The 24,939-nt window shown below is 63.4% G+C and carries 21 protein-coding genes; 8 read left to right on the forward strand and 13 right to left on the reverse strand.

What is annotated here, in order from left to right; all coding sequences use genetic code 11:
• Positions 1-44: 44 nt before the first annotated feature.
• Both G6N73_RS24995 and pepN read right to left on the reverse strand, forming a co-directional pair.
• Entirely contained in the window at positions 45-2,369 is a 2,325-nt protein-coding gene (locus tag G6N73_RS24995) for a PAS domain-containing sensor histidine kinase (protein WP_165032589.1), read from the reverse strand.
• Positions 2,370-2,507: 138 nt separating this feature from the next.
• Positions 2,508-5,153, reverse strand: coding sequence for an aminopeptidase N (pepN, locus tag G6N73_RS25000; RefSeq protein WP_165032591.1), 2,646 nt, complete (start codon positions 5,151-5,153; stop codon positions 2,508-2,510).
• Positions 5,154-5,308: 155 nt separating this feature from the next.
• Between pepN and G6N73_RS25005 the strand changes: the two genes are divergently transcribed.
• Both G6N73_RS25005 and G6N73_RS25010 read left to right on the forward strand, forming a co-directional pair.
• Positions 5,309-7,618 (forward strand): xanthine dehydrogenase family protein molybdopterin-binding subunit, encoded by a 2,310-nt coding sequence (locus G6N73_RS25005; protein WP_165032593.1) that lies wholly within the window; start codon positions 5,309-5,311, stop codon positions 7,616-7,618.
• Entirely contained in the window at positions 7,585-8,565 is a 981-nt protein-coding gene (locus tag G6N73_RS25010) for a DMT family transporter (RefSeq protein WP_206079067.1), read from the forward strand. Before G6N73_RS25005 ends, G6N73_RS25010 begins: the two co-directional genes overlap by 34 nt.
• 12 nt (positions 8,566-8,577) lie before the next feature.
• Here G6N73_RS25010 and G6N73_RS25015 read toward each other — a convergent pair whose 3' ends face one another.
• The gene (locus tag G6N73_RS25015; RefSeq protein WP_165032597.1) at positions 8,578-9,393 is read right to left on the reverse strand and encodes a helix-turn-helix domain-containing protein; all 816 of its coding nucleotides are present in this window, start codon (positions 9,391-9,393) and stop codon (positions 8,578-8,580) included.
• 131 nt (positions 9,394-9,524) lie between these two features.
• On the opposite strand from G6N73_RS25015, the gene G6N73_RS25020 reads away from it, so the two are divergent.
• On the forward strand, positions 9,525-9,923 hold the full coding sequence (locus G6N73_RS25020) for a hypothetical protein (RefSeq protein ID WP_165032599.1): 399 nt from the start codon (positions 9,525-9,527) through the stop codon (positions 9,921-9,923).
• A gap of 7 nt (positions 9,924-9,930) precedes the next feature.
• Here G6N73_RS25020 and G6N73_RS25025 read toward each other — a convergent pair whose 3' ends face one another.
• Together G6N73_RS25025 and G6N73_RS25030 are read right to left on the reverse strand one after the other, a co-directional pair.
• Complete coding sequence (locus G6N73_RS25025; protein WP_165032601.1) at positions 9,931-10,818, reverse strand: uracil-DNA glycosylase; 888 nt, start codon at positions 10,816-10,818, stop codon at positions 9,931-9,933.
• A 36-nt stretch (positions 10,819-10,854) separates the two neighbouring features.
• Entirely contained in the window at positions 10,855-11,445 is a 591-nt protein-coding gene (locus G6N73_RS25030) for a hypothetical protein (protein WP_425484136.1), read from the reverse strand.
• A 337-nt stretch (positions 11,446-11,782) separates the two neighbouring features.
• Here G6N73_RS25030 and G6N73_RS25035 point away from each other — a divergent pair, with 337 nt between their 5' ends.
• Both G6N73_RS25035 and G6N73_RS25040 read left to right on the forward strand, forming a co-directional pair.
• Positions 11,783-13,465, forward strand: coding sequence for an electron transfer flavoprotein-ubiquinone oxidoreductase (locus tag G6N73_RS25035; protein WP_165032603.1), 1,683 nt, complete (start codon positions 11,783-11,785; stop codon positions 13,463-13,465).
• A gap of 97 nt (positions 13,466-13,562) precedes the next feature.
• Complete coding sequence (locus G6N73_RS25040) at positions 13,563-14,144, forward strand: DUF922 domain-containing protein (RefSeq protein ID WP_246252552.1); 582 nt, start codon at positions 13,563-13,565, stop codon at positions 14,142-14,144.
• Between the two features lie 8 nt (positions 14,145-14,152).
• Here G6N73_RS25040 and G6N73_RS25045 read toward each other — a convergent pair whose 3' ends face one another.
• The 5 genes from G6N73_RS25045 to G6N73_RS25065 form a co-directional block, all read right to left on the reverse strand.
• Entirely contained in the window at positions 14,153-15,148 is a 996-nt protein-coding gene (locus G6N73_RS25045; protein ID WP_246252555.1) for an endonuclease/exonuclease/phosphatase family protein, read from the reverse strand.
• A 91-nt stretch (positions 15,149-15,239) separates the two neighbouring features.
• On the reverse strand, positions 15,240-16,742 hold the full coding sequence (locus G6N73_RS25050) for an AMP nucleosidase (protein ID WP_165032605.1): 1,503 nt from the start codon (positions 16,740-16,742) through the stop codon (positions 15,240-15,242).
• Between the two features lie 75 nt (positions 16,743-16,817).
• Complete coding sequence (locus G6N73_RS25055; RefSeq protein WP_165032607.1) at positions 16,818-17,012, reverse strand: hypothetical protein; 195 nt, start codon at positions 17,010-17,012, stop codon at positions 16,818-16,820.
• Positions 17,013-17,040: 28 nt separating this feature from the next.
• Complete coding sequence (locus tag G6N73_RS25060) at positions 17,041-17,211, reverse strand: hypothetical protein (protein ID WP_165032609.1); 171 nt, start codon at positions 17,209-17,211, stop codon at positions 17,041-17,043.
• Positions 17,212-17,585: 374 nt separating this feature from the next.
• Complete coding sequence (locus G6N73_RS25065; RefSeq protein ID WP_165032611.1) at positions 17,586-17,927, reverse strand: DUF2147 domain-containing protein; 342 nt, start codon at positions 17,925-17,927, stop codon at positions 17,586-17,588.
• Between the two features lie 429 nt (positions 17,928-18,356).
• Between G6N73_RS25065 and G6N73_RS25070 the strand changes: the two genes are divergently transcribed.
• Together G6N73_RS25070 and G6N73_RS25075 are read left to right on the forward strand one after the other, a co-directional pair.
• On the forward strand, positions 18,357-18,623 hold the full coding sequence (locus G6N73_RS25070; protein WP_165032613.1) for a sel1 repeat family protein: 267 nt from the start codon (positions 18,357-18,359) through the stop codon (positions 18,621-18,623).
• Positions 18,624-18,906: 283 nt separating this feature from the next.
• Positions 18,907-19,572, forward strand: coding sequence for a peroxiredoxin (locus tag G6N73_RS25075; RefSeq protein ID WP_165032615.1), 666 nt, complete (start codon positions 18,907-18,909; stop codon positions 19,570-19,572).
• A gap of 23 nt (positions 19,573-19,595) precedes the next feature.
• Here G6N73_RS25075 and G6N73_RS25080 read toward each other — a convergent pair whose 3' ends face one another.
• From G6N73_RS25080 to G6N73_RS25090, 3 genes are all read right to left on the reverse strand, one after another.
• A complete protein-coding gene (locus tag G6N73_RS25080) occupies positions 19,596-21,554 on the reverse strand; it encodes an acetyl-CoA carboxylase biotin carboxylase subunit (protein ID WP_165032617.1) in 1,959 nt (652 codons plus the stop codon).
• Positions 21,555-21,663: 109 nt separating this feature from the next.
• Entirely contained in the window at positions 21,664-22,425 is a 762-nt protein-coding gene (locus G6N73_RS25085) for a VOC family protein (RefSeq protein WP_165032619.1), read from the reverse strand.
• A gap of 565 nt (positions 22,426-22,990) precedes the next feature.
• The gene (locus G6N73_RS25090) at positions 22,991-23,764 is read right to left on the reverse strand and encodes a L,D-transpeptidase (protein ID WP_165032621.1); all 774 of its coding nucleotides are present in this window, start codon (positions 23,762-23,764) and stop codon (positions 22,991-22,993) included.
• Between the two features lie 416 nt (positions 23,765-24,180).
• Here G6N73_RS25090 and G6N73_RS25095 point away from each other — a divergent pair, with 416 nt between their 5' ends.
• Positions 24,181-24,855: a hypothetical protein gene (locus G6N73_RS25095; protein ID WP_206079068.1), complete on the forward strand. Its 675-nt coding sequence runs from the start codon at positions 24,181-24,183 to the stop codon at positions 24,853-24,855.
• Positions 24,856-24,939 lie beyond the last annotated feature (84 nt).

Genomic DNA, 24,939 nt, shown 5'->3' on the forward strand with positions numbered 1-24,939 from the left:
CGAGAAAGCCGGCGGGTATTCCCGCCGGCGTTCTCTTCATCCGCTTAGGCGGCGGCTTTGGCCGCCGCCGAGCGTTTGCGAACCGGAATGCGCACCGACACGATGGTGCCGACGCCTTCGGTTGAGCGTATCTTCAGCGCGCCGCCGTGCAACTCGGCGAGCGACTTGGAAATCGCAAGGCCGAGGCCGGAGCCGGGATGGCTCTTGGAGAACTGGTTCTCCACCTGTTCGAACGGCCGGCCAAGCTTGCTCAGCGCGTCCTTGGGAATGCCGCAGCCGGTGTCCTCTATCGTCAGCATCAGCGCGCCCGAGACGTTGCGCGCCCGCAGCGAGATGTGGCCGCCTTGGCCGGTGAACTTCACCGCGTTCGACAGAAGGTTGATGACGATCTGCTTGATCGCACGCCGGTCGGCGACGATCGTCATCGATTCGGCGATCTGGGTCTCGACGGTAATGGACTTTTCCGCCGCCTGCAGCGATACGACGCGCACGGTCTCGCGGATCAGCGGGCAGAGGTCGATCTCCTCGCGCTCCATCGAGAATTGCCCCGCCTCGATCTTCGACATGTCGAGTATGTCGTTGATGACGCCGAGCAGATATTTGCCGCTGCCGGCGATGTCGCTGGCATATTCCTCGTAGCGATCGGAGCCGAGTGGCCCGAACAAGCCCGATTCCATCAGCTCCGAGAAGCCGATGATGGCGTTGAGCGGCGTGCGCAACTCATGAGACATATTGGCCAGGAATTCGGACTTGGCGCGGTTGGCGGCCTCGGCGCGCTCTGTTTCGCGCATGTATTTGCGGTTGAGCTCGACCATCTCGCGCGCCCGCTCCTCCTCGGCCCGCCGGGCGAGGCTCAGATCGTGGATGGTGGCCATCAGCCGCCGTTCGCTGTCGACCAGCTTTTCCTGGTGCTGCTTGATGAGCGTGATGTCGGAGCCGACCGAAACCGTGCCGCCATCGCGGGTCTTCAATTCGTTGACCTGCAGCCAGCGCCCGTCGGCCAGTTGCCGCTCATAAGTTGCGCCGCCGCTCGGGCCGTTGGCGTTGGCCAGCCGCCGCTCGGAGGCGAAGGCGACCATCCGCTCTTCCAGAGCCTGGCGCGAGATCCCCGGCACGACGTCGCGATCGGAAAGCCCATTGTCCTGCTGATACTTGCTGTTGCACATCACAAGCCGCTGCTGCGCATCCCACAGGACGAAGGATTCATTGATGTTTTCGATCGCGGTTCTGAGCCGCATGTCGGCGGCTTCCGAGCGGAGCGCCAGATGCCGCTGCTCGGTCACGTCGACGGCTATGCCGATCAACTGGATTTCCGGCGCTTCCGGATCGATCACCTGCGCCCGGGCCCGTACCCACACCCAGCGGCCGTCGGCGTGGCGCATGCGGAACACCTGGTCGATATGGTCGATTTCGCGGGCCACGATGCGGTTGGCGAGCTCGAACAGGTCGCCGTCGTCCTCGTGGATGATGTCGTCGACCTCGCCGAAGGACAGCATGGTGTCGCAGGGCTTGTAGCCGAGCATGTCGTACATTGAGCGCGACCAGTACATCTTGCCGCGCACCATGTCCCAGTCCCACAGACCGCAGCGGCCGCGCACAAGCGCCAGGTCGATGCGCTGATGCGCTTCCAGATAGATGCGGTCGGCGGCCTGAGCGCGTGCTGCCTGCGTGAAGTAGGCGTAGAGGATGATGATCAGTACGCTGGCGGTCAGGACGAACAGCGTGACGTTGAGCGACACCGTCTTGCGCCACTCGGCAAACACCGCATCACGTGGGATCAACGCCGCAGCGGCGCCCTTGCGGTCCGCGGTGAGGTCGAGGGCTGCGTACCAGTCGCGGCCGTCGATGCGCACTTCCATGATCCCGGCGCGCTCGCCGAACATGAAAAGCGGCTGCCCGCCGATCATGATGGCGTCCAGCATCTTGCCTTCCCACCCGGTCGATTCCGGGGTCACGGCGGTGATCCGGAATGCCCCGTCGGTCAGCGCCAGCACGTGCCTGTTTCCCATCGCGCCATGCTGGACGGTGCGTTCGAGCAGATCGCGGCTCGCCGCCTGGTCGAGTTCGCCGCCCGCTGCGGTCACCATCATCGAGTTGACGAGTTCGCCCGCGGCGAGGCTGAGGACGGCCTTGGCGTTGCGCTCGATCTCTTCCTGCCAGGCCATCAGTGAAAAAAACCGCGCGGCGGCCACGACGAGCAGGAAGATGACGATCAGGGCAGGAATGGACCGACGCAACAGAGGCTCCGCGGCCAGAAGCCGCCTATAGGCTGGTTCGGCGATGATGCGGGCATTGCCGGCGAGGGTGTTACCCTTGCGCCGGACAAAATCAGTACCGCCGGGCGCGCCCCACGCGTCCGTCTTCGCCATCAACACGCTCCCCAAGACTTTTTCATTGACGATCCGGCAACGCCGCACATCCGAATCTGCCCTAAAGAATCAGAGGTGATTCGGCTTGTCCAGTGGGGATAGGTAAAAGAATTGCAGGACGCGCCGATATGGCCTGATTCAAGCCAGCGTGCGCTCGACGATGTCGCGCAGATCGGCCGAGAGGTTCGGCGTCGAGGAGATCGACAGCAGCGCCTCGCGCGCCTTGGCCTGGCGACCCGGTTCTAGTGAGCGCCACGACCTCAGTGCCGTCGCGAGGCGCGCGGCGACCTGCGGGTTGCGCTTCTCGACAGCCAGTACGGTCTCGACGAAGAGCTGGTATCCCGCGCCGTCAGGGCGGTGGAAGCCGGTCTGGTTGGCGCTGACGAACGTGCCGACCAACGAGCGCACGCGGTTGGGATTGGTCATCGAGAAGCCCGGATGCTTCATCAGCGCCCTGACCGCGGCGACCGCGCCATGTCCCGGCGTCGCCGCCTGGATCTGGAACCACTTGTCCATGACCAGCGGATCGGCGCGGTATTTGCGCTCGAACGCCGCGAGAGCCTCGCGGGCTTCCGTCGAGCCGGGATGGCGATGCGCGAGCGCCGTCAGCGCGGCCGCGCGGTCGGTCATGTTGGTTGCGCCGGCGAAATGGGCCGCGGCCAGTGCCGTGCCCCCTTCCAGCGCCGAGAGATAGTCGAGGAGGGCATTGCGCAGCGCCCGCCGCCCCGCGCTCGCCGCGTCCGGGCTGAACGGACTCTTGCCGTCTAGCTGCCGGTAAAGCGCCGAGAACTGCTCGCGATTGGCTTTGGCGATCGTCGTTGTCAGGGCTTCGCGCCCGGCAAAGACCGCGTCGGGATCGATATTGGCGCTGATCTCGCGTGCAATGTCTGCTTCGCCCGGCAGGGTCAGCGCCAGCGCGCGGAAGGCATGCTCCAGGGCTTCGTCGCCGGCGATCGTTCCGGCGAGCTCGGCTAGGCCGCCCGAAAACTCCGGCGTCTTGCCGCCGAGCAGGCTGCGGAACGCGGCGATCAGCGCTTCGCTGAGCAGCGTATTGAATGCCTGCCAGCGCGAGAACGCGTCGCTGTCGTGCCGCGCCAGGAAGAACTGGTCTTCCGGGCGTTGCTCGACCGAGAGCGTGATCGGGGCGGAGAAGCCGCGGTTCAGCGATACTGCCGGCCGTTCCGAGACGCCGGAGAAGCGGACGACATGGCGACGCTTGCGGATGTGAATGACGCCGTTCTCGACGCTCGCGCCCTCCGCGCTGCCATAGGCCATGTCCTTGCCGTCCGGCCCGACGAGGCCGAAGGCCAGCGGGATGTGCATCAGGCGCTTGCGGCTTTCGGAGGGAGTAGGCGGCACCGACTGCTCGATCTCCACGGTGAATTCGGCGGATGCCGGATTGTGAGAAGTGGTGACGGTGAGATTGGGTGTGCCGGCCTGGTGATACCAGAGCGCGAACTGCGACAGGTCGCGGTCCGATATGTCCTCGAACACTTTCAGGAAATCCTCGATCGTCGCTGCCTCGCCGTCATGGCGCTCGAAATAGAGGTCCATGCCCTTGCGAAAAAGTTTTGGGCCAAGAATGGTGCGGATCATGCGAACGACCTCGGAGCCCTTCTCGTAAACCGTCGCCGTGTAGAAATTGTTGATCTCGCGGTAGCGGCGCGGGCGGACGGGATGGGCGAGCGGCCCTTGGTCCTCGGGAAACTGGTGCGCCCTGAGCGTCCGCACCTCGGATATGCGCTTGACGGCGCGCGAACGCTGGTCGGCCGAGAATTCATGGTCTCGGTAAACGGTCAGCCCTTCCTTCAGGCAAAGCTGGAACCAGTCGCGGCAAGTGATTCTGTTGCCTGTCCAATTGTGGAAATACTCATGCGCGATGATCGCCTCGATATTGGCGAAATCGGCGTCGGTAGCAGTCTCTTCGTCAGCCAGCACGTATTTATCGTTGAAGACGTTGAGGCCCTTGTTTTCCATGGCCCCCATATTGAAATCCGACACCGCGACGATGTTGAAGACGTCGAGATCGTATTCCAGCCCGAACACTTCCTCGTCCCACCGCATCGACCGCTTGAGCGCGTCCATGGCGTAGGCGGCAAGCCGCTCCTTGCCGTGCTCGACATAGATGCCGAGCTCCACGTCGCGTCCCGATGCGGTGATGAAGCTGTCGCGGACGACACCCAGATTTCCGGCCACCAGCGCGAACAGATAGGACGGCTTCGGGAACGGGTCGTGCCAGACGGCGTAGTGGTGGCCGTCGGCGAGTTCACCGCTTTCGGCGAGGTTGCCGTTGGAAAGGAGCAGCGGCGCTTCCTCGCGGCCGGCCTCGATGCGCACCGTATAGACGGAGAGGATGTCGGGACGGTCGAGGAAATAGGTGATGCGGCGGAAACCTTCCGCCTCGCACTGCGTGCAATAGACCCGGTTGGAGCGGTAGAGCCCCATCAGCGCCTGGTTCTTCGACGGCGCGAGCTCGGTTTCGAGCGTGAGCTTGAACCGCGGCTCAGACGGCGGGTTCGAGATGATCAGCCTGTCCGGCGTCGCCCCATAGTGGGCAGCGGCCAACTGCCGGCCATCGATGGCGATGCCCCGGAGCATGAGGCCATCGCCATCAAGCACCAGCGCCGCGCCTCGATCCACACCCACGCGGCGTTCGATCGTCAGTTCGGCGATGACGATGGTCTGGTCCGGCGAAAGCCTGAATGTCAGCTTCGTCTGCGGGATCAGGTAATCGCTGGGGCGGTAGTCCTCGAGCCGGAAAATCTGGCCGGTGTCTGTGCGCATTACGGTACTTTCCTGTCGAATTCCGGCAGTTCAAGGGCCAGCGTGCTGGTTCAATAAAATCGAGGTGGTGCTCTTTACACGAAACGCCCCCTCGACAAAACTGCGGGCGAGCTTATTTCAGGCTGGCATTTTCCAACAATCCTTGTGGGGCTTTCATGACCGTCGTCACGCCGAAATTCGGGATGGGCGCTTCCGTCCTGCGTCTGGAGGACCAGGCCTTCATCACCGGCCAGGGCCGATACACCGACGATATCGCGCCTGCGGGCCTGCTGCACGGCTATGTGCTTCGCTCGCCGGTCGCCAAGGGAAGCTTCACTATCTCCTCGGTCGAGCAGGCAAAGGCGGCGCCGGGCGTGCATCTGGTGCTGACGGGTGAGGATATCGCCCATCTCGGGGCCCTGCGTTCGGGCGCCATGCAGAGGCAGCCGGACCGTAGCTTCGCTCCGACGCGCGACATCCCGATCCTATGCCGGGACCGGGTGAACTATGTCGGCGACGCGGTCGCCTTCGTGGTGGCCGACAGCCGGGCGCTGGCGCAAGACGCGGCCGAACTCATCGAGATCGACTTTGAGAGTGACGAGGCGGCAAGCGGTACGGCGGCGGCACTCGAAGCCGAAACGCCGCTGGTGTGGCCGGAACTCGGTACGAACCGCGCCTTCACCTATCATTTCGGCGACCGCGCCAAGGCCGAAGCCGCCTTTGCCCGGGCGGCAAGCGTCACCCACATCGAATTCGTCAACAACCGGCTCGTCTGCAACTACATGGAGGCGCGCTCGGCGATCGGAGAATGGAAAGCGGACGAAGACCGCTTCGTGCTGACCACCGGGTCTCAGGGCGTGCATTCGATGCAGGGCATCATCGCCGAGCAGGTGCTGAAGATCGCGCCGGAAAAACTGCGCGTCATCACCCCCGACGTCGGCGGCGGCTTCGGCCCCAAGACCTTCGTCTACCGCGAATATCCGCTGGTGCTGGAAGCGGCCCGGCGGCTCGGCCGCACGGTCAAATGGGCGGGCGACAGGACCGAGCATTTCCTGACCGACGCACAGGGGCGCGACAATGTCGTGACCGCCGAAATGGCGATGGATGGCGATGGCCGCTTCCTGGCGCTGCGTGTCGATCTCGTCGCCAATATCGGTGCCTATGTCTCCCAATACGGCCCGTTCATCCCCTATGTCGGCGCGACCATGTCGACCGGCGTCTACGACATCCAGGCGCTGGATGTGTCGATCGCCGGCGTCTACACCAACACCTGCCCCGTCGACGCCTATCGCGGGGCGGGCCGGCCGGAGGCTGCATTCCTGCTGGAAAAGCTGGTCGATGCCTGCGCGCGCGACCTCGGTATCGGCCCCGACGAAATCCGCCGCCGCAATTTCATCCGGCCCGAGCAGTTTCCCTACCGCACGCAGACCGGCCGGCTCTACGACGTCGGCGAATTCGAAGGACACATGCGGCTGGCGATGGAGCGGGCCGGCTGGGAAAGTTTCGACAAGCGGCTCGCGGCGTCGAAGGCCGTCGGAAAGATCCGCGGCATCGGCATGGCGACTTATATCGAGGCTTGCGCATTCGCCGGTTCGGAGCCGGCGCATCTCGAACTGAACGGCGACGGTACGGTGACTCTGCTGATCGGCACCCAGACCAACGGGCAGGGCCATGCCACCGCCTACGCGCAGTTCGTCGCCGAAAAGCTCAACATCGACATCTCGAAGGTGAATATCCACCAAGGCGACACCGACCGGCTCGCGACCGGCGGCGGCACCGGCGGCTCGCGCTCGATACCGCTGGGCGGCGTTTCGGCAGCGCGCGCCGGCGAGGATCTGGCGGAGAAGATCCGCAGGATCGCCGCCGACGAACTCGAGGCGTCTGCGGCCGACATTGAACTGGTTGATGGTTCGGCTCGAATCGTCGGAACCGACAGCGCGATCAGCTTTGCGGACGTGGCCAAGGCTGCCAAGCAGCCCGAGGACCTGACCGGGTTCGGCGAGTTCGTGCAGGACGAGGCGACCTATCCGAACGGCACGCATATCTGCGAGGTCGAGATCGACCCCGACACCGGGCAGACGGAAATCGTCGGCTACACCATCGTCGATGATTTCGGCGCGACGGTTAACCCGATCCTGCTGGCCGGGCAGGTGCATGGCGGCGTCGTCCAGGGCCTGGGACAGGCGTTGAGCGAAGACACGGTCTATTCCGAGGACGGGCAGCTCCTGACCGCGAGCTTCATGGACTATGCGATGCCGCGCGCCGACAATTTTCCGTTCTTCCATTTCGAGACGCGCAATGTGCCTTCCACAACCAACGCAATGGGAATCAAGGGCGCAGGCGAGGCCGGGACCATCGGCGCGGCCCCGGCCGCCATCAATGCGGTGACGGACGCGCTCCACCGCGCCTACGGCATCGGCCATATCGACATGCCGGCGACACCGCACCGGATATGGTCGGCCATACAAGGCGCGGCGGAGAAGTGACGCCGGGTTCCTCACGGCGCAGCAGCAGCCCGCTTACCGGCATTGCCTTCAAGGTCGCCTCCGTGGCGATCTTCGTGGCGATGTCGTCGCTGATCAAGGCCGCGGGACAGCTTCCCGCCGGCCAGATCGTCTTCTTCCGCTCGTTCTTCGCGATGCTGCCGATCCTGGTGTTCCTCGCCTGGCGCGGCGATTTGTGGACGGCGTTTCACACCACGCGGCCTATGAGCCATGTCGCGCGCGGCGTCGTCGGCGTCACAGCCATGGGGCTAAGCTTCTTTGCGCTGACGCGCCTGCCTTTGCCCGAGGCGATCACGCTGAACTATGCCCAGCCGCTGCTGGTGGTCGTCATGGGCGCGATCTTTCTCGGCGAGATCGTGCGCGCCTATCGCTGGAGCGCGGTGGCCATTGGCCTGATCGGCGTCTGCATCGTCTCCTGGCCGCAGCTTACGCTGTTCCGCGCCGGCCCGGCGATGGAGCACCAGCAGATGCTCGGCGTTATCGCCGCACTCGCAGGGGCCGCCGTTTCGGCGGGCGCCATGCTTTTGGTGCGCAGCCTCGTCCATACGGAAAAGACCGGCACGATCGTGCTGTGGTTTTCGCTGACGGCGAGCGTCATTTCGCTTTTGACCTTGCCGTTCGGCTGGGCGGCGCTTTCCGTGATCCAGACGGCATTGCTGGTTTCGGCCGGGATTAGCGGCGGCATCGCGCAATTGCTGATGACAGAGGCCTACAGGCACGCGGATGTGTCGACAGTTGCGCCGTTCGAATACACCTCGATGATCCTCGGCATTGCGGTCGGCTATTTCGCATTCGGCGATATCCCGACCATCCATATGCTGGTCGGCGGCGCCATCGTGGTGGCTGCGGGTCTCTTCATCATCTGGCGCGAGCACCGGCTTGGCCTGAAACGCGGCGCGGCGCGCAAGGTCACCCCGCCGCAGGGGTGAGGAGCGATCGGCCTACTTTTCGGCAAGGCTTCGCAACGCCGCGCCGGTCTCCTCGTCCGCCGGGAAGAACGATTCGATCGCCAGTTCCGAAAGCGTCACGTCGAGCGGCGTACCGAACACGGTGATGGTGCTGATGAAGGACAGGATCGCGCCACCCTGCCTGATGCGCAGCGGGTGCGCGATCGCCATCGGGTCCGGCTGCGGCGGGCGGCCGGTCCGCGGCGCGCCGGGATAGGACAGCAACTCCTTTTCGAGGTCGGCCAGAGCCGGGTCAGCCACCACGTCGTTCTGGCGCTTCAGCCGCTCGATCAGATGCGCCCGCCATTCGTTGAGGTTGAGGATGCGCGGCGCAAGCCCGCCCGGATGCAGGCTGAGCCGCAGCACGTTGACGGGCGGGGCAAGCAGCGACTGTTCCGCTATGTCTTCCAGGAACGGCCCGATCGAAGCATTGCCGGCAATCAGGTTCCAATGGCGGTCGACCGCGATGGCCGGATAAGGCTCGTGGCCCTTGAGCACCAGATTGACCGCCCTCATCGCCGGCGCGAGCGACGGGTCTTTGAGCGGCCGCTCGTTGAAACTCGGCGCATAGCCTGCCGCCAGCAGCAGCTGGTTGCGCTGACGAAGCGGGACGGCGAGCTGCTCGGCGAGGTGCAGCACCATTTCGCGCGAGGGCGCTGCGCGTCCGCTTTCAACGAAGCTCAGATGCCGCTGCGAAATCTCGGCTTCCGACGCAAGGTCGAGCTGGCTCATACGGCGGCGTGTGCGCCATTCGCGCAGCATGGCGCCGACGGGCGAGGTGGAGGAAGGGGCGGAGGCTGCTGTGTTCATTCGCCGAGACTAGCCCGATGCGCGAGGCATTCCTATTACCTCTCGCATAATCGCCAAGCCGCGGCGAACGAGGCGATCTCCGCCCATGGCCGAGCGAACGGCCGGGACACGAAGACAACAGGAGTTCTGCCATGACCGTCACCATGACCCCCTTCCTTCGCAACATTCTCGCAGCCGACGCAGCCGTCAGTGGCGCAGCCGCCATCCTGATGATCGTCGGCGCGCCCTATCTGTCGCCTTTGCTCGGCCTGCCGTCGGCACTGCTGTTCTGGGCCGGTATCGTGCTGGTCCCGTTTGTGGTGCTGCTTATCAGCATTCTGCGCCGGCAATCCGTGCCACGGCTGATCCTGATCGACATCATCGGCATAAATGCGCTCTGGGTGGCGGCAAGCTTCGGCCTGCTGTTCAGCGGCCTCGTCACGCCGAATATGCTCGGCATCGCCTTCGTGGCGGCGCAGGCGCTGGCGGTGGCGCTGCTGGCGGAGCTTCAGTTCGTCGGCATGCGCCGCGCGGCAAATGCCACGGCCTGACAACGCCTTAGCCGAGTTGCCTCAGCTTCGCCTTCACCTCGAGGAAGTCCCGCCACGCAAGCTTCTTGTGGGCGGGATTTCTCAGGAGATAGGCCGGATGCAGAGTCGGCATGGTCGGGATCGAAACACCCGAAGCGGTTACATGCGAGCGCCAGTTGCCGCGCAGGCGCAAAATGCCGTCGACAGTATTGAGCAGGAGTTTCGCCGACGGCCCGCCCAGTGTGATCAGCAGCTTGGGGCCGGCGAGTTCGATTTGCCGCTCGATGAACGGGCGGCAGATTTCGGTTTCATGCGGGGTCGGCGTGCGGTTGCCGGGCGGCCGCCATGGAATGACGTTGGCGATATAGACGGAAGTGCGGTCGAGGCCGATCGCCGCAAGCATCCGGTCGAGCAATTGGCCGGACCGGCCGACGAACGGAAGTCCCTCGACATCCTCGTCGCGCCCCGGCGCCTCGCCGACCAGCATGACCGCCGCGTCCGGATTGCCGTCGGCAAAGACGGTGTTCTTGGCGGTGAATTTCAGATTGCAGCCCTCGAACCGGGCCATGTGCTCGCTCAACTCGTCGAGCGTCGCCGAATTCGCGGCAAGTTCGCGCGCCAGCGCTGCCTGCGCGCCGTCAGGCACGGCGGCTTTGGGAGACGTCGGCGCTTGCCCCTCACCCTTACCCTCTCCCCGTGAAAAACGGGGAGAGGGGGGCATCAACGTCGGCGACTCCCTCTCCCCGTTTTTCACGGGGAGAGGGTAAGGGTGAGGGGCAGCTTCCACAGTGGGCCGCTTATTCTCCTCGAACCTGTTCCCAGGCTCCTCGACCAGCGGATCGTATGCGCCCGCTTCGGCATAGAAGGCGAGCAGGTCGCGAAGGTCCGGGGGCTGGTTTCGGGCGGCCGAGTTCATGGCGGCACATTCCTCCGCGGGCGGTGCGATTGCAAGTCACGCGGTCGGGATGCGCGGATCCTGCACCAGATAAAATTGCCGCTTGGGCGTGAAGTCGGTAATCAGAAAGCCGAATGCGCCGGTCCTCTGCGGATCGATCTTGCCGTTGCGGAAAAGCAGTTTGTCGTAGGGTTCGAAATCGCGGTTGAACTCGGCGAAGCTGTCGGAGGAGATGTTGGACTTGTCCGTGGTCCTCTGGTCGAAGGACAGGCCGTCGCCGAAGACGCTGGCTTGCCCGAGCAGTTCCTGCAGCTCGAACTCGAACTCCACCCAAGCCTGCCCGCTATTGTTCAGAAACTCGACCCGCATATACAGGATGCCGTTGGCGTAAAAATCGGGAGATTCGAACGGCCGGATCGGGCGCGTCGTCCGGATGACCAGCGTTACCGGCGTCGCCGAAATCAGTTCCTGGGAGACGACGATCGGATCCGCTTTCGTTCCCATGCCTCTGACGCCGGTTATATGGAAACCACCGAGTTCGTCGGAGAACGAATAGGCGCCGGCGAGCCAGAGTCCGTCATCTCCCACGATTTGAGCCTTGGCTTGGCCCGAGGCGAGCAGGAAAAAAAGGGCGATGCTTCCAAGCAAGTGCGATATGCTGCCGCGTCCGGGACGCAGGCATTGCAGAATGCATCGGAAAATCCTTGCGCGCCACATGCAGCAAGTATGACGGAAAATTCAGCCGGCGAACACATCTTATTCGGTTGAATTGGCCAATGCCGCGTCGCCAATTTGACGCTTACGTGAACGTTAGATATGGCTTTCGGCGTGGCGCAGGCATGCGGCCGAAACTGTGACAAGTGCGCCCGTTTCGTGTCGCTTCCGGATAGGCTATTGAGCGCCATTGCCAGCAAGATGCCTGGGTCGCGGCGGGAAGCCTGAAAAAGGGCGCGCGGTTGGGGAAGCAGCCAGTGCGGAGGAATTGATGAGCGAGATCGAACGCGAGAGCATGGAATTCGACGTGGTCATCGTCGGCGCAGGGCCGGCCGGCCTCGCCGCCGCGATCCGCCTGAAGCAGGTCAATCCCGAGCTTTCGGTCGTGGTGCTGGAAAAGGGCGCCGAAGTCGGCGCGCACATCCTTTCGGGCGCGGTGGTCGATCCGATCGGCATAGACCGCCTGCTGCCAGGCTGGCGCGACGAGGAGGGCCACCCGTTCAAGACGCCGGTCACCGACGACCAGTTCCTGGCGCTTGGCAAATCTGCTTCCGTCCGCCTGCCCAATTTCGCCATGCCGCCGCTGATGAACAATCACGGCAACTACATCGTCTCGCTCGGCAATGTCTGCCGCTGGCTGGCCGGCCACGCGGAGGCGCTGGGCGTCGAAATTTATCCGGGCTTCGCCGCCGCCGACCTGATCTACAATGATGCGGGCGCGGTCACCGGCGTCGTCACCGGCGATATGGGCGTCGAGCGCGACGGCACGCACGGCCCGGCCTTCGCGCCAGGCATGGCGCTGCTCGGCAAATATGTGCTGATCGGCGAGGGTGCGCGCGGCTCGCTAGCCAAGCAGCTCATCGCCAAATACCGGCTCGACGATGGCCGGGAACCCGGAAAATACGGCATCGGCCTGAAGGAGCTCTGGCAGGTCAAGCCGGAGAACCACAAGCCCGGCCTCGTACAGCACACTTTCGGCTGGCCGCTTGACCTGAAGACCGGCGGCGGATCGTTCCTCTACCACCTCGAGGACAACCAGGTCGCGGTCGGCTTCGTCGTGCACCTGAACTACAAGAACCCCTATCTGAATCCTTTCGAGGAGTTCCAGCGCTTCAAGACCCACCCGGCCATCCGCGGGACGTTCGAGGGCGGCAAGCGCATCTCCTACGGCGCGCGGGCGATCACCGAAGGCGGCTGGCAGTCGGTGCCGAAATTATCCTTCCCCGGCGGCGCGCTGATCGGCTGCTCGGCCGGCATGGTGAATGTCCCGCGCATCAAGGGTTCGCACAATGCTGTGCTGTCGGGCATGCTGGCTGCCGAACACGCTGCAGCCGCGATCGCCGCGGGGCGAGCGAATGACGAGCTGGAGGCTTATGAAAACGCGTGGCGCGACACCGATATCGGCAAGGATTTGAAGAAGGTCCGCAACGTCAAGCCGCTGTGGTCCCGTTTCGGCACGGTCGCGGGCGTAGCGCTCGGCGGCTTCGACATGTGGACGAACACGCTGTTCGGCTTTTCGCTGTTCGGCACGATGAAGCACCGCAAGCCGGATCACGCGACGCTGGAACCCGCCGAAAAGCACAAGCGGATCGACTATCCCAAGCCTGACGGCGTGCTCACCTTCGACAGGCTTTCCTCGGTGTTCCTGTCCAACACCAACCACGAGGAGAACCAGCCGGTCCACCTCCAGGTCAAGGACATGGAGTTGCAGAAGCGCTCGGAATATCAGGTTTTCGCCGGGCCGTCGTCGCGCTATTGCCCGGCCGCCGTTTACGAATGGGTCGATGCGGACGGCAATTCGATCGCAAGCGATCCCGGGCATGCGGATGCGCGCTTCGTCATCAACGCGCAGAACTGCGTGCACTGCAAGACCTGCGACATCAAGGATCCCAACCAGAACATCAACTGGGTGCCGCCGCAGGGCGGCGAGGGGCCGGTCTATCCGAATATGTGATCTACCCTCGATTGCGGGCCGCCTGGGAGTGCCCGCGCCGAACGATTGAAAAAGCCCCGGCATTGTGGTGTGATTTGCCTCTTGTAGGAGCAGGGGCATGCGGGGGATCTGCATTGCATTGATGGCCTGTCTGGCCGCGAGCCCGGCTCTCTGCGGCGTCAAGACCACGATCAGAACGGAAACCTATTCCATCGCAGGCAACACCGGCGAGGCGCTGCTCGATTCAATGGACCGCAACGGGCCGCGACACGGCCTGCTCGCCCGCGCCATGGCGCAGACGCGCTACAAAGTCGGCTGGGATGTCGACTGGCTTAGATCGGGCAGCAAGTGCCGCCTGAAATCCGCGGATGCGACCCTTTCCATCGTCTATCGCTATCCGGAGCTTACCCGGCCGGCGCCGCGGAAACTCGAGCGGCGCTGGAAGGCGTTTTTGGCCGGCGTGCGCAAGCACGAGGAGATGCATGGGCAACTCGCACGCCAGATGGTCCTTGCCGCCCATAATTCCGTTTCAAGGCTGGCGAGGAAGGACGATCTCTGCATCCGGTCGCAACGGCAGTTCGATCGCATTATCGACGCCGTCTACGCAAAATATGAAGCCAGGCAGGCCCAGTTCGACGACGTGGAGCATGGTGAAGGCGGCAATGTCGACCGCCTGCTCTTCATGTTGACGCGCGAGTAGCGGGCCGTTCAGCCTTTCTCAGGCGTCTCCCGATCGAGAAAAACGGTCACGGGTTCCGGCGGGGTTCGCTCGGCCGGCCTGATCGAGAATTCGACGAGGACCGGCCGGTGGTCCGAACCCGAATCCTCCAGCGTGCGCACGGAATCGACCTGCACGTCGCCCTTGGAGAAAACCTGGTCGATCGGCAGCCCGAAGGAGCGGAAGCCGTCGGGCAGGCGGCGAGACAGCCATGTCGCGCCCGGCGAAGGCGCCAGCGTCAGTCCGCCGGCCTGCGCGACGCGCGACACGGCGGCGCTCCATGGCGTCGCGTTCATGTCGCCGGCAAGCAATGCCGTCGCGCCGAGCCTGGCGAGGTGCGGCGCGACATTGTCGATCTGCCAGGACTGCTCGTAAGGCCAAGGCCAGCCGAGGTGCAGCGTGGCGACCTCAACCTGCCGCCCGCCGAAATCGACTGCCGCGACAGCGAAGGCGCCGCGCTCGTCGCATTCTGGCTCGGTGTTTGCCACGAAGGGCCGACGCGAAAGTATCGCGACCTGCCAATACCGGCCGGGGAACGAACAGACGATGCGATGAGGATAGGCGGCGGAGAGCAGATCGAGCTTTTCCGCCCACATCATCGACACTTCGTTCAGCGTAATGACGTCGGGCTGGACGCGGCCGATCAACGACAGGATTTTTCCCGGCTCGGGATTGTCGAAGCGCACATTCATGTGCAGCAGGCGATAGACCGCCCGCTGGTCCTTTGCCGGCAGGGCTGCGTGCACCTGTCCGAGCCAGGGCAGGGACATCGATGCGGACGTGGTGGCGACAGCCGCCGCCGCGAAAGCAAGCGCCACCGCCCCTTCCTTCACCAGCGAGCATGCGAGCAGCACGACTGCGCAGCCTGCCATCATAGCCGCCAGATGGATGCGGAAATGCGAGAAGGAATCGAAGGCCGGGTGCGCCTTCCCGAAAAAGCCGGCGATCAGCGGCAGCGAGAGCGCCGCTGCCGTGGCCAAGGCCATCAAGGATATCATGGTTCGCAAGTTCTTCCGGTTCATCCGCGGCTCATATCGGCAGAAATACGGCCCATTCATGATGGCCGCAGCCTGAAAATTACTGGAAAGCGGTTTCCGAAAAGCTGCGAAGTTTGCGCGAATGCAACCGGTCCATCGGCATCTCGGCCAGCTTCTCGACGGCGCGGATGCCGATTGTGAGGTGCTGGGCGACCTGGCGCTTGTAGAACTCCGACGCCATGCCCGGCAGCTTCAGTTCGCCATGCAGCGGCTTGTCGGAAACGCAGAGCAGCGTTCCGTAAGGCACGCGGAAGCGGAAGCCGTTGGCCGCGATCGTCGCCGATTCCATGTCGAGCGCGATCGCGCGCGACTGCGACAACCGCTGCACCGGCCCGCGCTGCTCGCGCAGTTCCCAGTTGCGGTTGTCGATCGTTGCGACGGTTCCCGTGCGCATGATGCGCTTCAGATCGTAGCCCGACAGGCCGGTCACTTCCGCGACCGCCTCCTGCAGCGCCACCTGGATTTCGGCGAGCGGCGGTATCGGCACCCAGACCGGCAGGTCGGCGTCCAGCACGTGGTCCTCGCGCATATAGGCATGCGCCAGCACATAGTCGCCGAGCGCCTGCGTGTTGCGCAGGCCCGCGCAATGGCCGAGCATCAGCCAGGCGTGAGGCCTGAGCACGGCGACATGGTCGGTGATGGTCTTGGCGTTGGATGGGCCGACGCCGATATTGATCATCGTGATGCCGCCATGCCCGGGCTTTTTCAGGTGATAGGTCGGCATTTGCGGCATGCGGGACGGCGTGGCGCCCCCGGTCGGATGGGTTTCGCCGGCGAGTGTCACGACATTGCCCGGCTCGACGAACTCCGAATAGCCTCCGCCGCCCTTGGCCATCAGCTCGCGCGCATAGACGCAGAATTCGTCGATGTAGAACTGGTAGTTGGTGAACAGCACGAAGTTCTGGAAGTGTTGGGGGCTGGTCGCGGTGTAGTGCGTCAGCCGGTGCAGCGAATAGTCGATACGCTGCGCGGTAAATGGCGCTAGCGGCCGCGGCTCGCCAGGAACGGCCTCGAACGTGCCGTTGGCGATCAGATCGTCGGTGCCGTCAAGATCGGGCACGTCGAACAAATCGCGGATCGGCCGTTTGATGCGATCGGCGATCGAGCCGTCGACATGTGTGCCCTCGAGGAAGGCGAAATGGACCGGAATCGGAGTCTCCGATTCCGACACCAGCACCGGTACGCCATGATTGCGCATGATAAGGCCGAGCTGTTCGACAAGGTAGGGCTCGAACAGGTCCGGCCTGGTGATGGTGGTCGTGTAGTGGCCGGGCGACGGCATATGGCCGTAGGCCTGGCGCGAATCGACCTGGGAGTAGGACGACGTGGTGACGCCGACTTCCGGATAGTAGGCGCGGTACTTGCAGTTGGTATCGCCACCATTGCCGAGCGCCACGAATGAATCGCGCAGGAAGGCGGTGTTGCGCCGGTAGAGCGCGTCGAGCGCCGCGACCGCTTCGCGCGGATCGGTGAAGCTCTGCCTGGCGAACGGCTCGGGCGATGCGATTGTCTGAATCGGTTCGGGATATATTCTCTTTTCCATGACCCATTATAGAGACTTGGATTGCGGCGCGGGAGGGGTATGGACCGCGAAAGCTCGTCGCAGCCTGCTATTTCTTCAGCCGCGCTGCAGGCTGACCAGCAGGACGAAGCCGGCGCCCTTCTTCTTCATCTTCGGCGCGTCGATCGTGGTGCCGATTTCGCCGCGCGCCATCGGCACGGCCAGAACCGGCGCTGCAAGCAGCAGCGTGATGAGCGCCGCCCGCGGCAGGAGCCGAAGCGTCTTGAATGTCTGGGCGGCGAAGCGGTTCATTGTCATAAATTCCAGAGATGCAGTTCAGTTATTTGCGTTTGGGCGGAGCGCAGCGAAAACCATCTTCGAAGACGCAAGGCACAGCCATGCCGATGTTCCACGAACGGGCGGGGCGGCTCGACTGGGCCACGAGGATCGAAAACAGCATGCCGAACAGGGTCATGAGCAGGCAGACTATCGTGAACCGGCGGGCGAGCATGTGGGCGTCTCCTTCAATGGAGCGCAGATTGCTCTGTCGCGGCTGAACCGGCTCTGATGCCCGCGTTCATCTGACGTTCAACATTATTGAGAAGCGTTTGGCCGGCTGCCGGCTTGCCGGATGCCCGGGGATCATCATCAACCCAAAAGGCCCCAAGCGGCCTTACGATCTCGACCTTCGAGACCAGGCCATAGTTCCAGTATGTGGGGGGCGAAAGTCCGGCAGGTGTGCGGCGGATGAACGCACCGCCCTGCGAGACTATATCCGTCCCGCAGAAACCAAGTGCCGCAGGCTCGAGGCAAAAGCCCCGCGAACTCTCGTTCGAGGGGCTGTTCGCTGATCTCTCTTTACTTTAGTTTCGGTGGCAGCGACCGCTACAGCTTGGTCCACTTCTGCGTCTTGCAGAAGATCTTGAGCGCGCAACCGGTCATATTGAGGCTCGATCCCGAAAGGCTGGCCGAGCCGGAATAGGTCTTGTCATCGGCGGGGTCGGTGATCGTGCCCTTGTATTTGTTGTCGCCGCTCGCATTCATCTTGCCGATCTGCTTGCCGGCATGCTTACCGGTCTTCAGCGTGATACAGAAGCCGCCGCCGCAATCGCCGATGGCTGCAGTCTCACCGCTCTGCGTCTTCCAGTTGCCTTCGATCGGATCTGCATAGGCCGCACCTGCCAAAAGCAGCGTGGTGGCCAGGGCCATGCTCAGTCTGCGAAACATCTCGTGTCCTCCCTCGGATGGTCGTCGGGCGCTTCTCCTCCGCGCCCCGTACCTTACGCAAACGTAAAGCTAGTCCAATCGCGGGAAAAACAAAAGCGGTGCCGCAGGGGAAGGACCGCCGGTATTTTCACACGGCATTTCCGCCTCCAGAGAGCGGATGCGAAACATGCGACCGGTTTTCGTGGTGAACGAAATCTTTCATCGGGAGGGCGAAATTTTCGGCAAATTTCAGCCAAATGCCAGGCATTTCAAGCGTCCATATCCCTAATGAATTCCGAAGTTTACCTCTTGTTTGAACTTTGTTTGCGGCAAATTAAGCACGCCATTTAACGACGGATTCAAGGCTCGTCGGCATTCTCCAAAGCATCGGAAGAGCAGGCCGGGACGGCAAGAAGGCAGCTCTCAGGAACAGGACAGGGACTTGGTCAAATGGCACGTTTTGAAATGTTTGAAGCAGGTTTCGGCGCCATGGGCGCAACCGCCCAGGCCGACATTCTTTTCGAGCTCGGCATGATGTACGCGACCGGCCGCGATTGCGAGGTCGACATCGTCACCGCGCATAAGTGGTTCAACATCGCGGCGATCAAGGGCTCGGACCGGGCCGCGGAACTGCGCTCGGAGCTTTCGGTGACCATGTCGAAGCAGGAGATCGCCCGGGCGCTGCGCGAAGCCCGCGAATGGATGACGATGCACTGAGCATCCGACAGTTCGGGCTGAAGCCGCGCAGACGGATCGGCCTCAATCTCAAGAACGCGGCAGCTTGGAGGCGGGCCAGCCGCGCGGAACTCAGGACGGGGAAGGGCAGCGGGTTCGGGGCGTGGGGACGCTTCCGGGATCGTGCTCGACAGGAAAACGCCGCGACCGGTGGGAACAACCGGCGCGGTGTTTCCTTTTGCCCAGCCTTGGCGCAATATTCCGGTTTCGGCTCCTCGCCGCTATTCCGGCGCGAGCCTTCGAGTTTAACCGGGAGGATATGAAAATGGGCCTTCGCATCAACGATACCGCCCCCGATTTCAGCGCCGACACGACGGCCGGCCCCATCAACTTCCATGAGTGGATCGGCGACGGCTACGCCGTCCTTTTCTCGCATCCGAAGGACTTTACCCCCGTCTGCACGACCGAACTCGGCTACATGGCGGGGCTGAAGGACGAGTTCGCGCGCAGGAACACCAAGATGATCGGCATTTCGGTCGATCCGGTGGAAAATCACAATAAGTGGAAGGCCGACATCGAGAAGCTGTCGGGCAACAAGGTCGACTACCCGATGATCGGCGATCCGTCGCTGTCCATCGCCAAGCTCTACGACATGCTGCCGGCGGGCGCCGGCGACACGTCCGAAGGCAGGACGCCGGCCGACAATGCGACGGTGCGCTCGGTGTTCCTGATCGGCCCCGACAAGAAGATCAAGCTGATGCTGACCTATCCGATGACGACGGGGCGCAACTTCGACGAGATCCTGCGGGCGCTGGATTCGATCCAATTGACGGCGAAGCACGCAGTGGCGACGCCGGCGCAGTGGAAGCAGGGCGAGGACGTCATTATCACTGCCGCCGTTTCCGACGAGGACGCGACGAAGCGTTTTGGTACTTTCGAGCGCGTGCTGCCCTATCTGCGCACGACGAAGCAGCCGGCGCTTGATTCCTGAGGCAAAACGGCTGCGGGGAGGCTCTAAACGGCCTCCTCGAAGCGCACCAGCACCGTTCCGTCGGTGACCTGCGCGCCTTCCGCCGCGATCTCGGCGATGACGCCGTCATGCGGGGCCGCGACCGTGTGCTCCATCTTCATGGCTTCGAGGATGAGCAGCGGCTGGCCCTTCCTGACCGTTTCGCCGCTGATTGCCTTCACCACTTTGACCAGCCCGGGCATCGGCGCGCGCATCGAGGCGATGCCCGCTTCGGCGTCGGCCGCTTTTGCGAACGGGTCCTGTATCGCGAATGTGTAGGACGCCGCGCCCTCGAAGATCGTGACGTGGCCGGGCCAGCGCGCGATGCGGGTATTTTGTCCTCTCAACGGAGAGATGGTCACAGCGCCTTCCGAGCCATCCAGCGCCACGTCGAACCGGCCATCCGGCCGCACCGACACACGCGCGACGATCTCCTCCTCGCCGCGGCGCAGGGCCGTTCGCCGCGCGCCGGCGTGGAAATGCGCGTAGCCGGCCAACGCATCCCAGGGATCGCCTGACGCGCCGGCACCTCCCATGCCCGAGGCGGCGAGTACGGCCTGCGCGACCGTCTCCGGACTTGCCGGCGCGACCGCGGTCAGCGCCTCCTGCTTGCGGGCGATGAGCCCGGTGTCGACGTCGCCGGCGGAAAAATCCGGATCGCGGGCAAGCGCCGCCAGAAAGCTTGTATTGGTGACCGATCCGGCGATCTCGGTTCGCTCCAGCACATCGGCGAGCACCGTCAGCGCAGTCTCGCGGTCGGGGCCGTGAACGACCAGCTTGGCGATCATCGGATCGTAGAAGGGCGAGACGGCGTCGCCGGCCCGCACGCCGGTCTCGACGCGGAGCTTCGCGCCCGCCGCCACGTCGGCGAATTGCAGATGGTGCAGCGTGCCTATCGCCGGCAGAAATCCTCGCGTCGGATCCTCGGCATAGATGCGCGCCTCGAATGCGTGGCCGTCGAGCTTGATCTCCTTCTGCGTCATCGGCAGCTTCTCGCCCGCCGCGACGCGCAGCTGCCATTCGACAAGGTCGACGCCGGTCACCATCTCGGTTACCGGATGCTCGACCTGCAGGCGGGTGTTCATCTCCATGAACCAGAAGCGGTCGGGCCGCAGCCCCCCGGAGGCGTCGACGATGAACTCGATCGTGCCCGCGCCCGAATATTTTATCGCTTTCGCGGCCTTCACCGCCGCGTCGGTCATCGCCGCGCGCATCTCGGCCGGCATACCGGGGGCGGGGGCTTCCTCGATCACCTTCTGGTGGCGTCGCTGCGCCGAGCAGTCGCGCTCGAACAGATGCACCGCATTGCCGAAATTATCGCCGAACACTTGGCATTCGATGTGGCGCGGCTTCTCGACATATTTCTCCACCAGCACGTGCTCGTCGCCGAACGACGCCTTGGCCTCTCGCTTGGCGCCGGACAGCGCCTCGGCGAAATCGTCGGGGCTTTCGACCCGCCGCATGCCCTTGCCGCCGCCGCCGGCTCGCGCCTTGATCAGCACGGGATAGCCGATCTCGCGCGCCTTGGTGGCGAGCAGCACCAGCGCCTGGCCGTCGCCGTGATAGCCGGGCACCACCGGCACGCCGGCCTTTTCCATCAGGAGCTTCGCCGCGTCCTTCAGGCCCATGGCGCGGATGGAGGCGGCCGAGGGGCCGATGAAGACCAGCCCCGCGGCCGTCACCCTGTCGACGAAATCGGGGTTTTCGGACAGAAATCCGTAGCCCGGATGGATCGCCTCCGCGCCGGTTTCCAATGCCGCGGCGATGATCCTGTCGCCGACGAGATAGCTTTCGCCGACCGGCGAGGGGCCGATATGCACCGCCTCGTCGGCCATGGCGACATGCAGGGATTTCGCGTCGGCGTCCGAATAGACGGCGACGGTCTTCACACCCATTTTGCGCGCGGTGCGGATGACGCGGACTGCGATCTCGCCGCGATTGGCGATCAGGATTTTGGTGAACATCGAGCCTCCGTTGGGGACAGTTTACTTTTTGCCCCTTGCGCGAACGCGGAGCCGTCGATGCCCTTCCCGGGCAAGAAAGTAAACTGTCCCCCGACGTCTGCCCAATATTTTAGCCCTTGTTGCCGACCAGCGCGAACATCGCGCCTTGCGGATCGGCTGCCTGCAGGACCCAGCCGCCGCCGGGCACCTCCATCGGACCCATCAGCACCTTGCCGCCATTGCCGGTGACGCGCTGGGCCGCGGCGTCGATGTCTCCGACGTTGAAATAGAACAGCCAGAACGGGGAGGGCACGTCGGCCGGCTTGTTGAACATGCCGCCGATCGCGTCGCCGCCGGCGGCGAAGAGCTGGTAGGTTCCCATCTCGCCCATGTCCATGGCGTCGGTCTTGGTCCAGCCGAACTGGCTGGAGTAGAAGTCGAAGGCGCTTTTCCAGTCGGCCGCGTAGAGCTCGTGCCAGCCGACATGGCCGGGCGTCATCGGCGGCGCGGGCGGCTGACCCTCGCCCTTCGGCGTGAACAGCGTGAACATCGCGCCCTGCGGGTCGGCGACGACGGAAAAGCGGCCGACTTCGGGAATGTCGGCCGGCTCGCGATAGACCGTGCCGCCGGCCTTTTTGACACTTTGGGTTGCGGCGTCGACGTTGTCGCCATGGATGTAGCCGGTCCAGGCCGGCCGTGCGCCCATTTTCGCCGCCTCGTCGGGAACGATCATCAGTCCGGCGACCGCCTTATCGCCGGCCTTCATGATCGTGTAGCGCATCTGAGGGTTGTCCCAGGCTTCGGAATTCCAGCCGACCACGGTCTTGTAGAACGCTCCTGCGGCGTCGAGGTCGGTGGTCATCAACTCGTACCAGACGAAATTCGATGGCATGTTTTCGCTCCCTGGTTAGATTTTCAGCCCCGCGCCGGCCGGCATTCTAGGCGGCGGGGGCAGGTGGCGCAAATGGGAAGGGCGTTGGCGCGTTTCATCATCGCCACGCTGCCTTTCGGCCCTGGCTATTGCGAGAGCCCTTCGACAGGCTCAGGACCGGGAAGCGGGGCGCTTGGCCGAGCCTTCCGAAACTAAATACGTGGCGCGACTTCCGCGCCCCGCCGGCGATTTCTGTCCCCGCCCGTTCCGCTGCGCTGGGCCGGCTGTGACAGCGCATCGGCCTTTCGGCCTAACGCCCTCTCGGCGATGGCTTTCGCCATCGCCTTCGCCGGCCCCGCCTGTGTGCTCCTCCAGCACGCCGGGACCGTAGTGTCCCGAGGGGAACCCTTGGACGGAGCCTCTCCGGCCCCATGGCTTCGTCGGCCATGGAACGGAAGCGCCGATCCTTCCCCGCTGTCGAACGACTCCGGAGCGTTCCCGGCAGGAAGGACGATGCGGATTATGAGGGAGCGGCGGGGGGTGTGGATAAAATTTTTTGCGGGCTGTGCCGGCAAGCGCAATCCGGTCAGAATTGCGCTTGCGCGACCTCGACCGGCGGCAATCCGCCCGTGACGACGATCGGCGTGCCTTCGGGCACGCGGTCGTAGAGATCGATGACGTCCTGGTGCATGAGCCGCACGCAGCCCGAGGACACGGATTTGCCGATCGAGGCCCATTCCGGCGAGCCGTGCAGGCGAAAGAGCGTGTCCTTGCCGTCCTGGAAGATGTAGAGAGCGCGGGCGCCGAGCGGGTTGTTGACGCCCGCCGGCATGCCGCCCTCCCAATTATTCGTGCCGGGGATCTGCCGCGCCCGGTATTTCTCGAGTTCGGGCTGGCGGTCGATCATTTCGTTCGGCGGGAACCAGCGCGGCCATTTCTGTTTCCATTCGATCACGCCGCGGCCGGCCCACTCGAAACCCTCGCGGCCGAGGCCGACGCCGTAGCGGATCGCCTGCTCGAAATTGCCGACGACGTAGAGAAAATGGTTGCCGGTGTCGACGACGACCGTTCCCGGCATCTCGCCGGTCGGGTTCGGCACGATCTGCCGGTAATATCTCGGGTCGATCTGCTCGATCGGGACAGCCGGGATTTCATGGCCTTCGTCGACCATGGCGGCATACATCAGGCGAGGGTCGCCGAAGCTGGAATCGAGACTGAGCTGCGGACCCTGGAAAGGCGCGAGCGGCTGTGCGTAGGCGGTCGGTGCGCGTTCACGCGTGCTGGTGCAGGCGGAGAGCGCGGCTGAAGCGGCGCCTGTGGCGGCCATGGCGAGAAGCCTGCGGCGGCTGAGATTCGACATTCGGACTTTTTACCAGTGTTCGGAAAACAAGCAACGCGCGGAATGCGTGTGTGTTCCGCGGCTGCTTACTTGCTGGGCCAATACGGCCTTGTGCGGGCTATCGGTCGACATTGAGAGACTCCCGATGGGCGTGAGAGAGCCGTGAAATCCGGAATCCATGCCGTCAGGTCCGCCGCCCTCCGTTCTGCGCTGCGCAGGTCTGACTGTACCACCGGTGTCATGGCAAGCTGATCCAGCGCCAGACATTACAAGGATTCGGTGCATAACGGCACGTGCCCAAGCGGAATATTGATTCGGCAGCGATTCCGCCCAACATTGGCGCGTTCGTCGACCCGGTGATTCGTCTAACGCTCCGCAGAAGATAATTTGAGAATTGTATCTTGCTAATCAGGCCAAGATTTACGGAATTTTACGGAGTGTACACTCCTCAATATGAATTGGATTTTGCTATACCGTTTTTGAATGAGGATATACCTCTTTATGTTGACCCATTTTTGCTTTGGAAATCGCCTTCGTTTCAAGACAAAGCGCTGCACCAAACGCTTATCGCCGGTTTTAATCATCTTGGAATTTTAGCCAAAGATGGTTTCATTGACGAAGCAGTGGACCAATTAGTTGTCGCGTCCGAATGCGACGAGATCGGGCTAGGGAATTCACCTCAAAGAACGGGGAAGCGCATCGGCCGTGACCGTGCACGCGACGTATTGTCCTTGTTTCAAAGAATTCCACAATATCGAGAACATGGGTTTCGCCATTTTGAAGAGATTCAGCTTTTTGTAGATGGAATTGGTAAGGACCGGGTGAGTGATATCGCATGCAGTTTTATAAAAAGCTTCTTGATAGATTATACATATCAGGAATGTGCCGAATTGGGCATTGCTATGCAAAAGGTGAGAGTTCCTGCTGTATATAGTCTCGACACAAAAAGGTTTGAGCCCATCGAAGCCACACTTCCGGTCCACCCAGAAACAGGCAATCCGCTTTTGCTAACGCCGAAACGTTGGCTCAGGCACGTCCCTTGGCTCAACTATGATGTTTATTTTCGCGATCATTGTCAGAGCTGGATCGGGAAATTTGGACAGGGGTTATAAGTGGAATTTCTGCCTGAACACGGCATAGAAGCCGGGAACAGGAGAGACCATGACGAAACGCCCCCGCCGTAATCACAGCCCTGA

The sequence above is a fragment of the Allomesorhizobium camelthorni genome (assembly GCF_011045125.1).
GTDB lineage: Bacteria > Pseudomonadota > Alphaproteobacteria > Rhizobiales > Rhizobiaceae > Allomesorhizobium > Allomesorhizobium camelthorni.

Excerpts from the sequence above, each read along its gene's own strand:
- G6N73_RS24995 (WP_165032589.1), bottom strand. The coding sequence starts at position 2,369 with ATGGCGAAGACGGACGCGTGGGGCGCGCCCGGCGGTACTGATTTTGTC.
- pepN (WP_165032591.1), bottom strand. The coding sequence starts at position 5,153 with ATGCGCACAGACACCGGCCAGATTTTCCGGCTCGAGGACTACCGCCCC.
- G6N73_RS25005 (WP_165032593.1), top strand. The coding sequence starts at position 5,309 with ATGACCGTCGTCACGCCGAAATTCGGGATGGGCGCTTCCGTCCTGCGT.
- G6N73_RS25010 (WP_206079067.1), top strand. The coding sequence starts at position 7,585 with ATGGTCGGCCATACAAGGCGCGGCGGAGAAGTGACGCCGGGTTCCTCA.
- G6N73_RS25015 (WP_165032597.1), bottom strand. The coding sequence starts at position 9,393 with ATGAACACAGCAGCCTCCGCCCCTTCCTCCACCTCGCCCGTCGGCGCC.
- G6N73_RS25020 (WP_165032599.1), top strand. The coding sequence starts at position 9,525 with ATGACCGTCACCATGACCCCCTTCCTTCGCAACATTCTCGCAGCCGAC.
- G6N73_RS25025 (WP_165032601.1), bottom strand. The coding sequence starts at position 10,818 with ATGAACTCGGCCGCCCGAAACCAGCCCCCGGACCTTCGCGACCTGCTC.
- G6N73_RS25035 (WP_165032603.1), top strand. The coding sequence starts at position 11,783 with ATGAGCGAGATCGAACGCGAGAGCATGGAATTCGACGTGGTCATCGTC.
- G6N73_RS25040 (WP_246252552.1), top strand. The coding sequence starts at position 13,563 with ATGCGGGGGATCTGCATTGCATTGATGGCCTGTCTGGCCGCGAGCCCG.
- G6N73_RS25045 (WP_246252555.1), bottom strand. The coding sequence starts at position 15,148 with ATGGCCTTGGCCACGGCAGCGGCGCTCTCGCTGCCGCTGATCGCCGGC.
- G6N73_RS25050 (WP_165032605.1), bottom strand. The coding sequence starts at position 16,742 with ATGGAAAAGAGAATATATCCCGAACCGATTCAGACAATCGCATCGCCC.
- G6N73_RS25055 (WP_165032607.1), bottom strand. The coding sequence starts at position 17,012 with ATGAACCGCTTCGCCGCCCAGACATTCAAGACGCTTCGGCTCCTGCCG.
- G6N73_RS25060 (WP_165032609.1), bottom strand. The coding sequence starts at position 17,211 with ATGCTCGCCCGCCGGTTCACGATAGTCTGCCTGCTCATGACCCTGTTC.
- G6N73_RS25065 (WP_165032611.1), bottom strand. The coding sequence starts at position 17,927 with ATGTTTCGCAGACTGAGCATGGCCCTGGCCACCACGCTGCTTTTGGCA.
- G6N73_RS25070 (WP_165032613.1), top strand. The coding sequence starts at position 18,357 with ATGGCACGTTTTGAAATGTTTGAAGCAGGTTTCGGCGCCATGGGCGCA.
- G6N73_RS25075 (WP_165032615.1), top strand. The coding sequence starts at position 18,907 with ATGGGCCTTCGCATCAACGATACCGCCCCCGATTTCAGCGCCGACACG.
- G6N73_RS25080 (WP_165032617.1), bottom strand. The coding sequence starts at position 21,554 with ATGTTCACCAAAATCCTGATCGCCAATCGCGGCGAGATCGCAGTCCGC.
- G6N73_RS25085 (WP_165032619.1), bottom strand. The coding sequence starts at position 22,425 with ATGCCATCGAATTTCGTCTGGTACGAGTTGATGACCACCGACCTCGAC.
- G6N73_RS25090 (WP_165032621.1), bottom strand. The coding sequence starts at position 23,764 with ATGTCGAATCTCAGCCGCCGCAGGCTTCTCGCCATGGCCGCCACAGGC.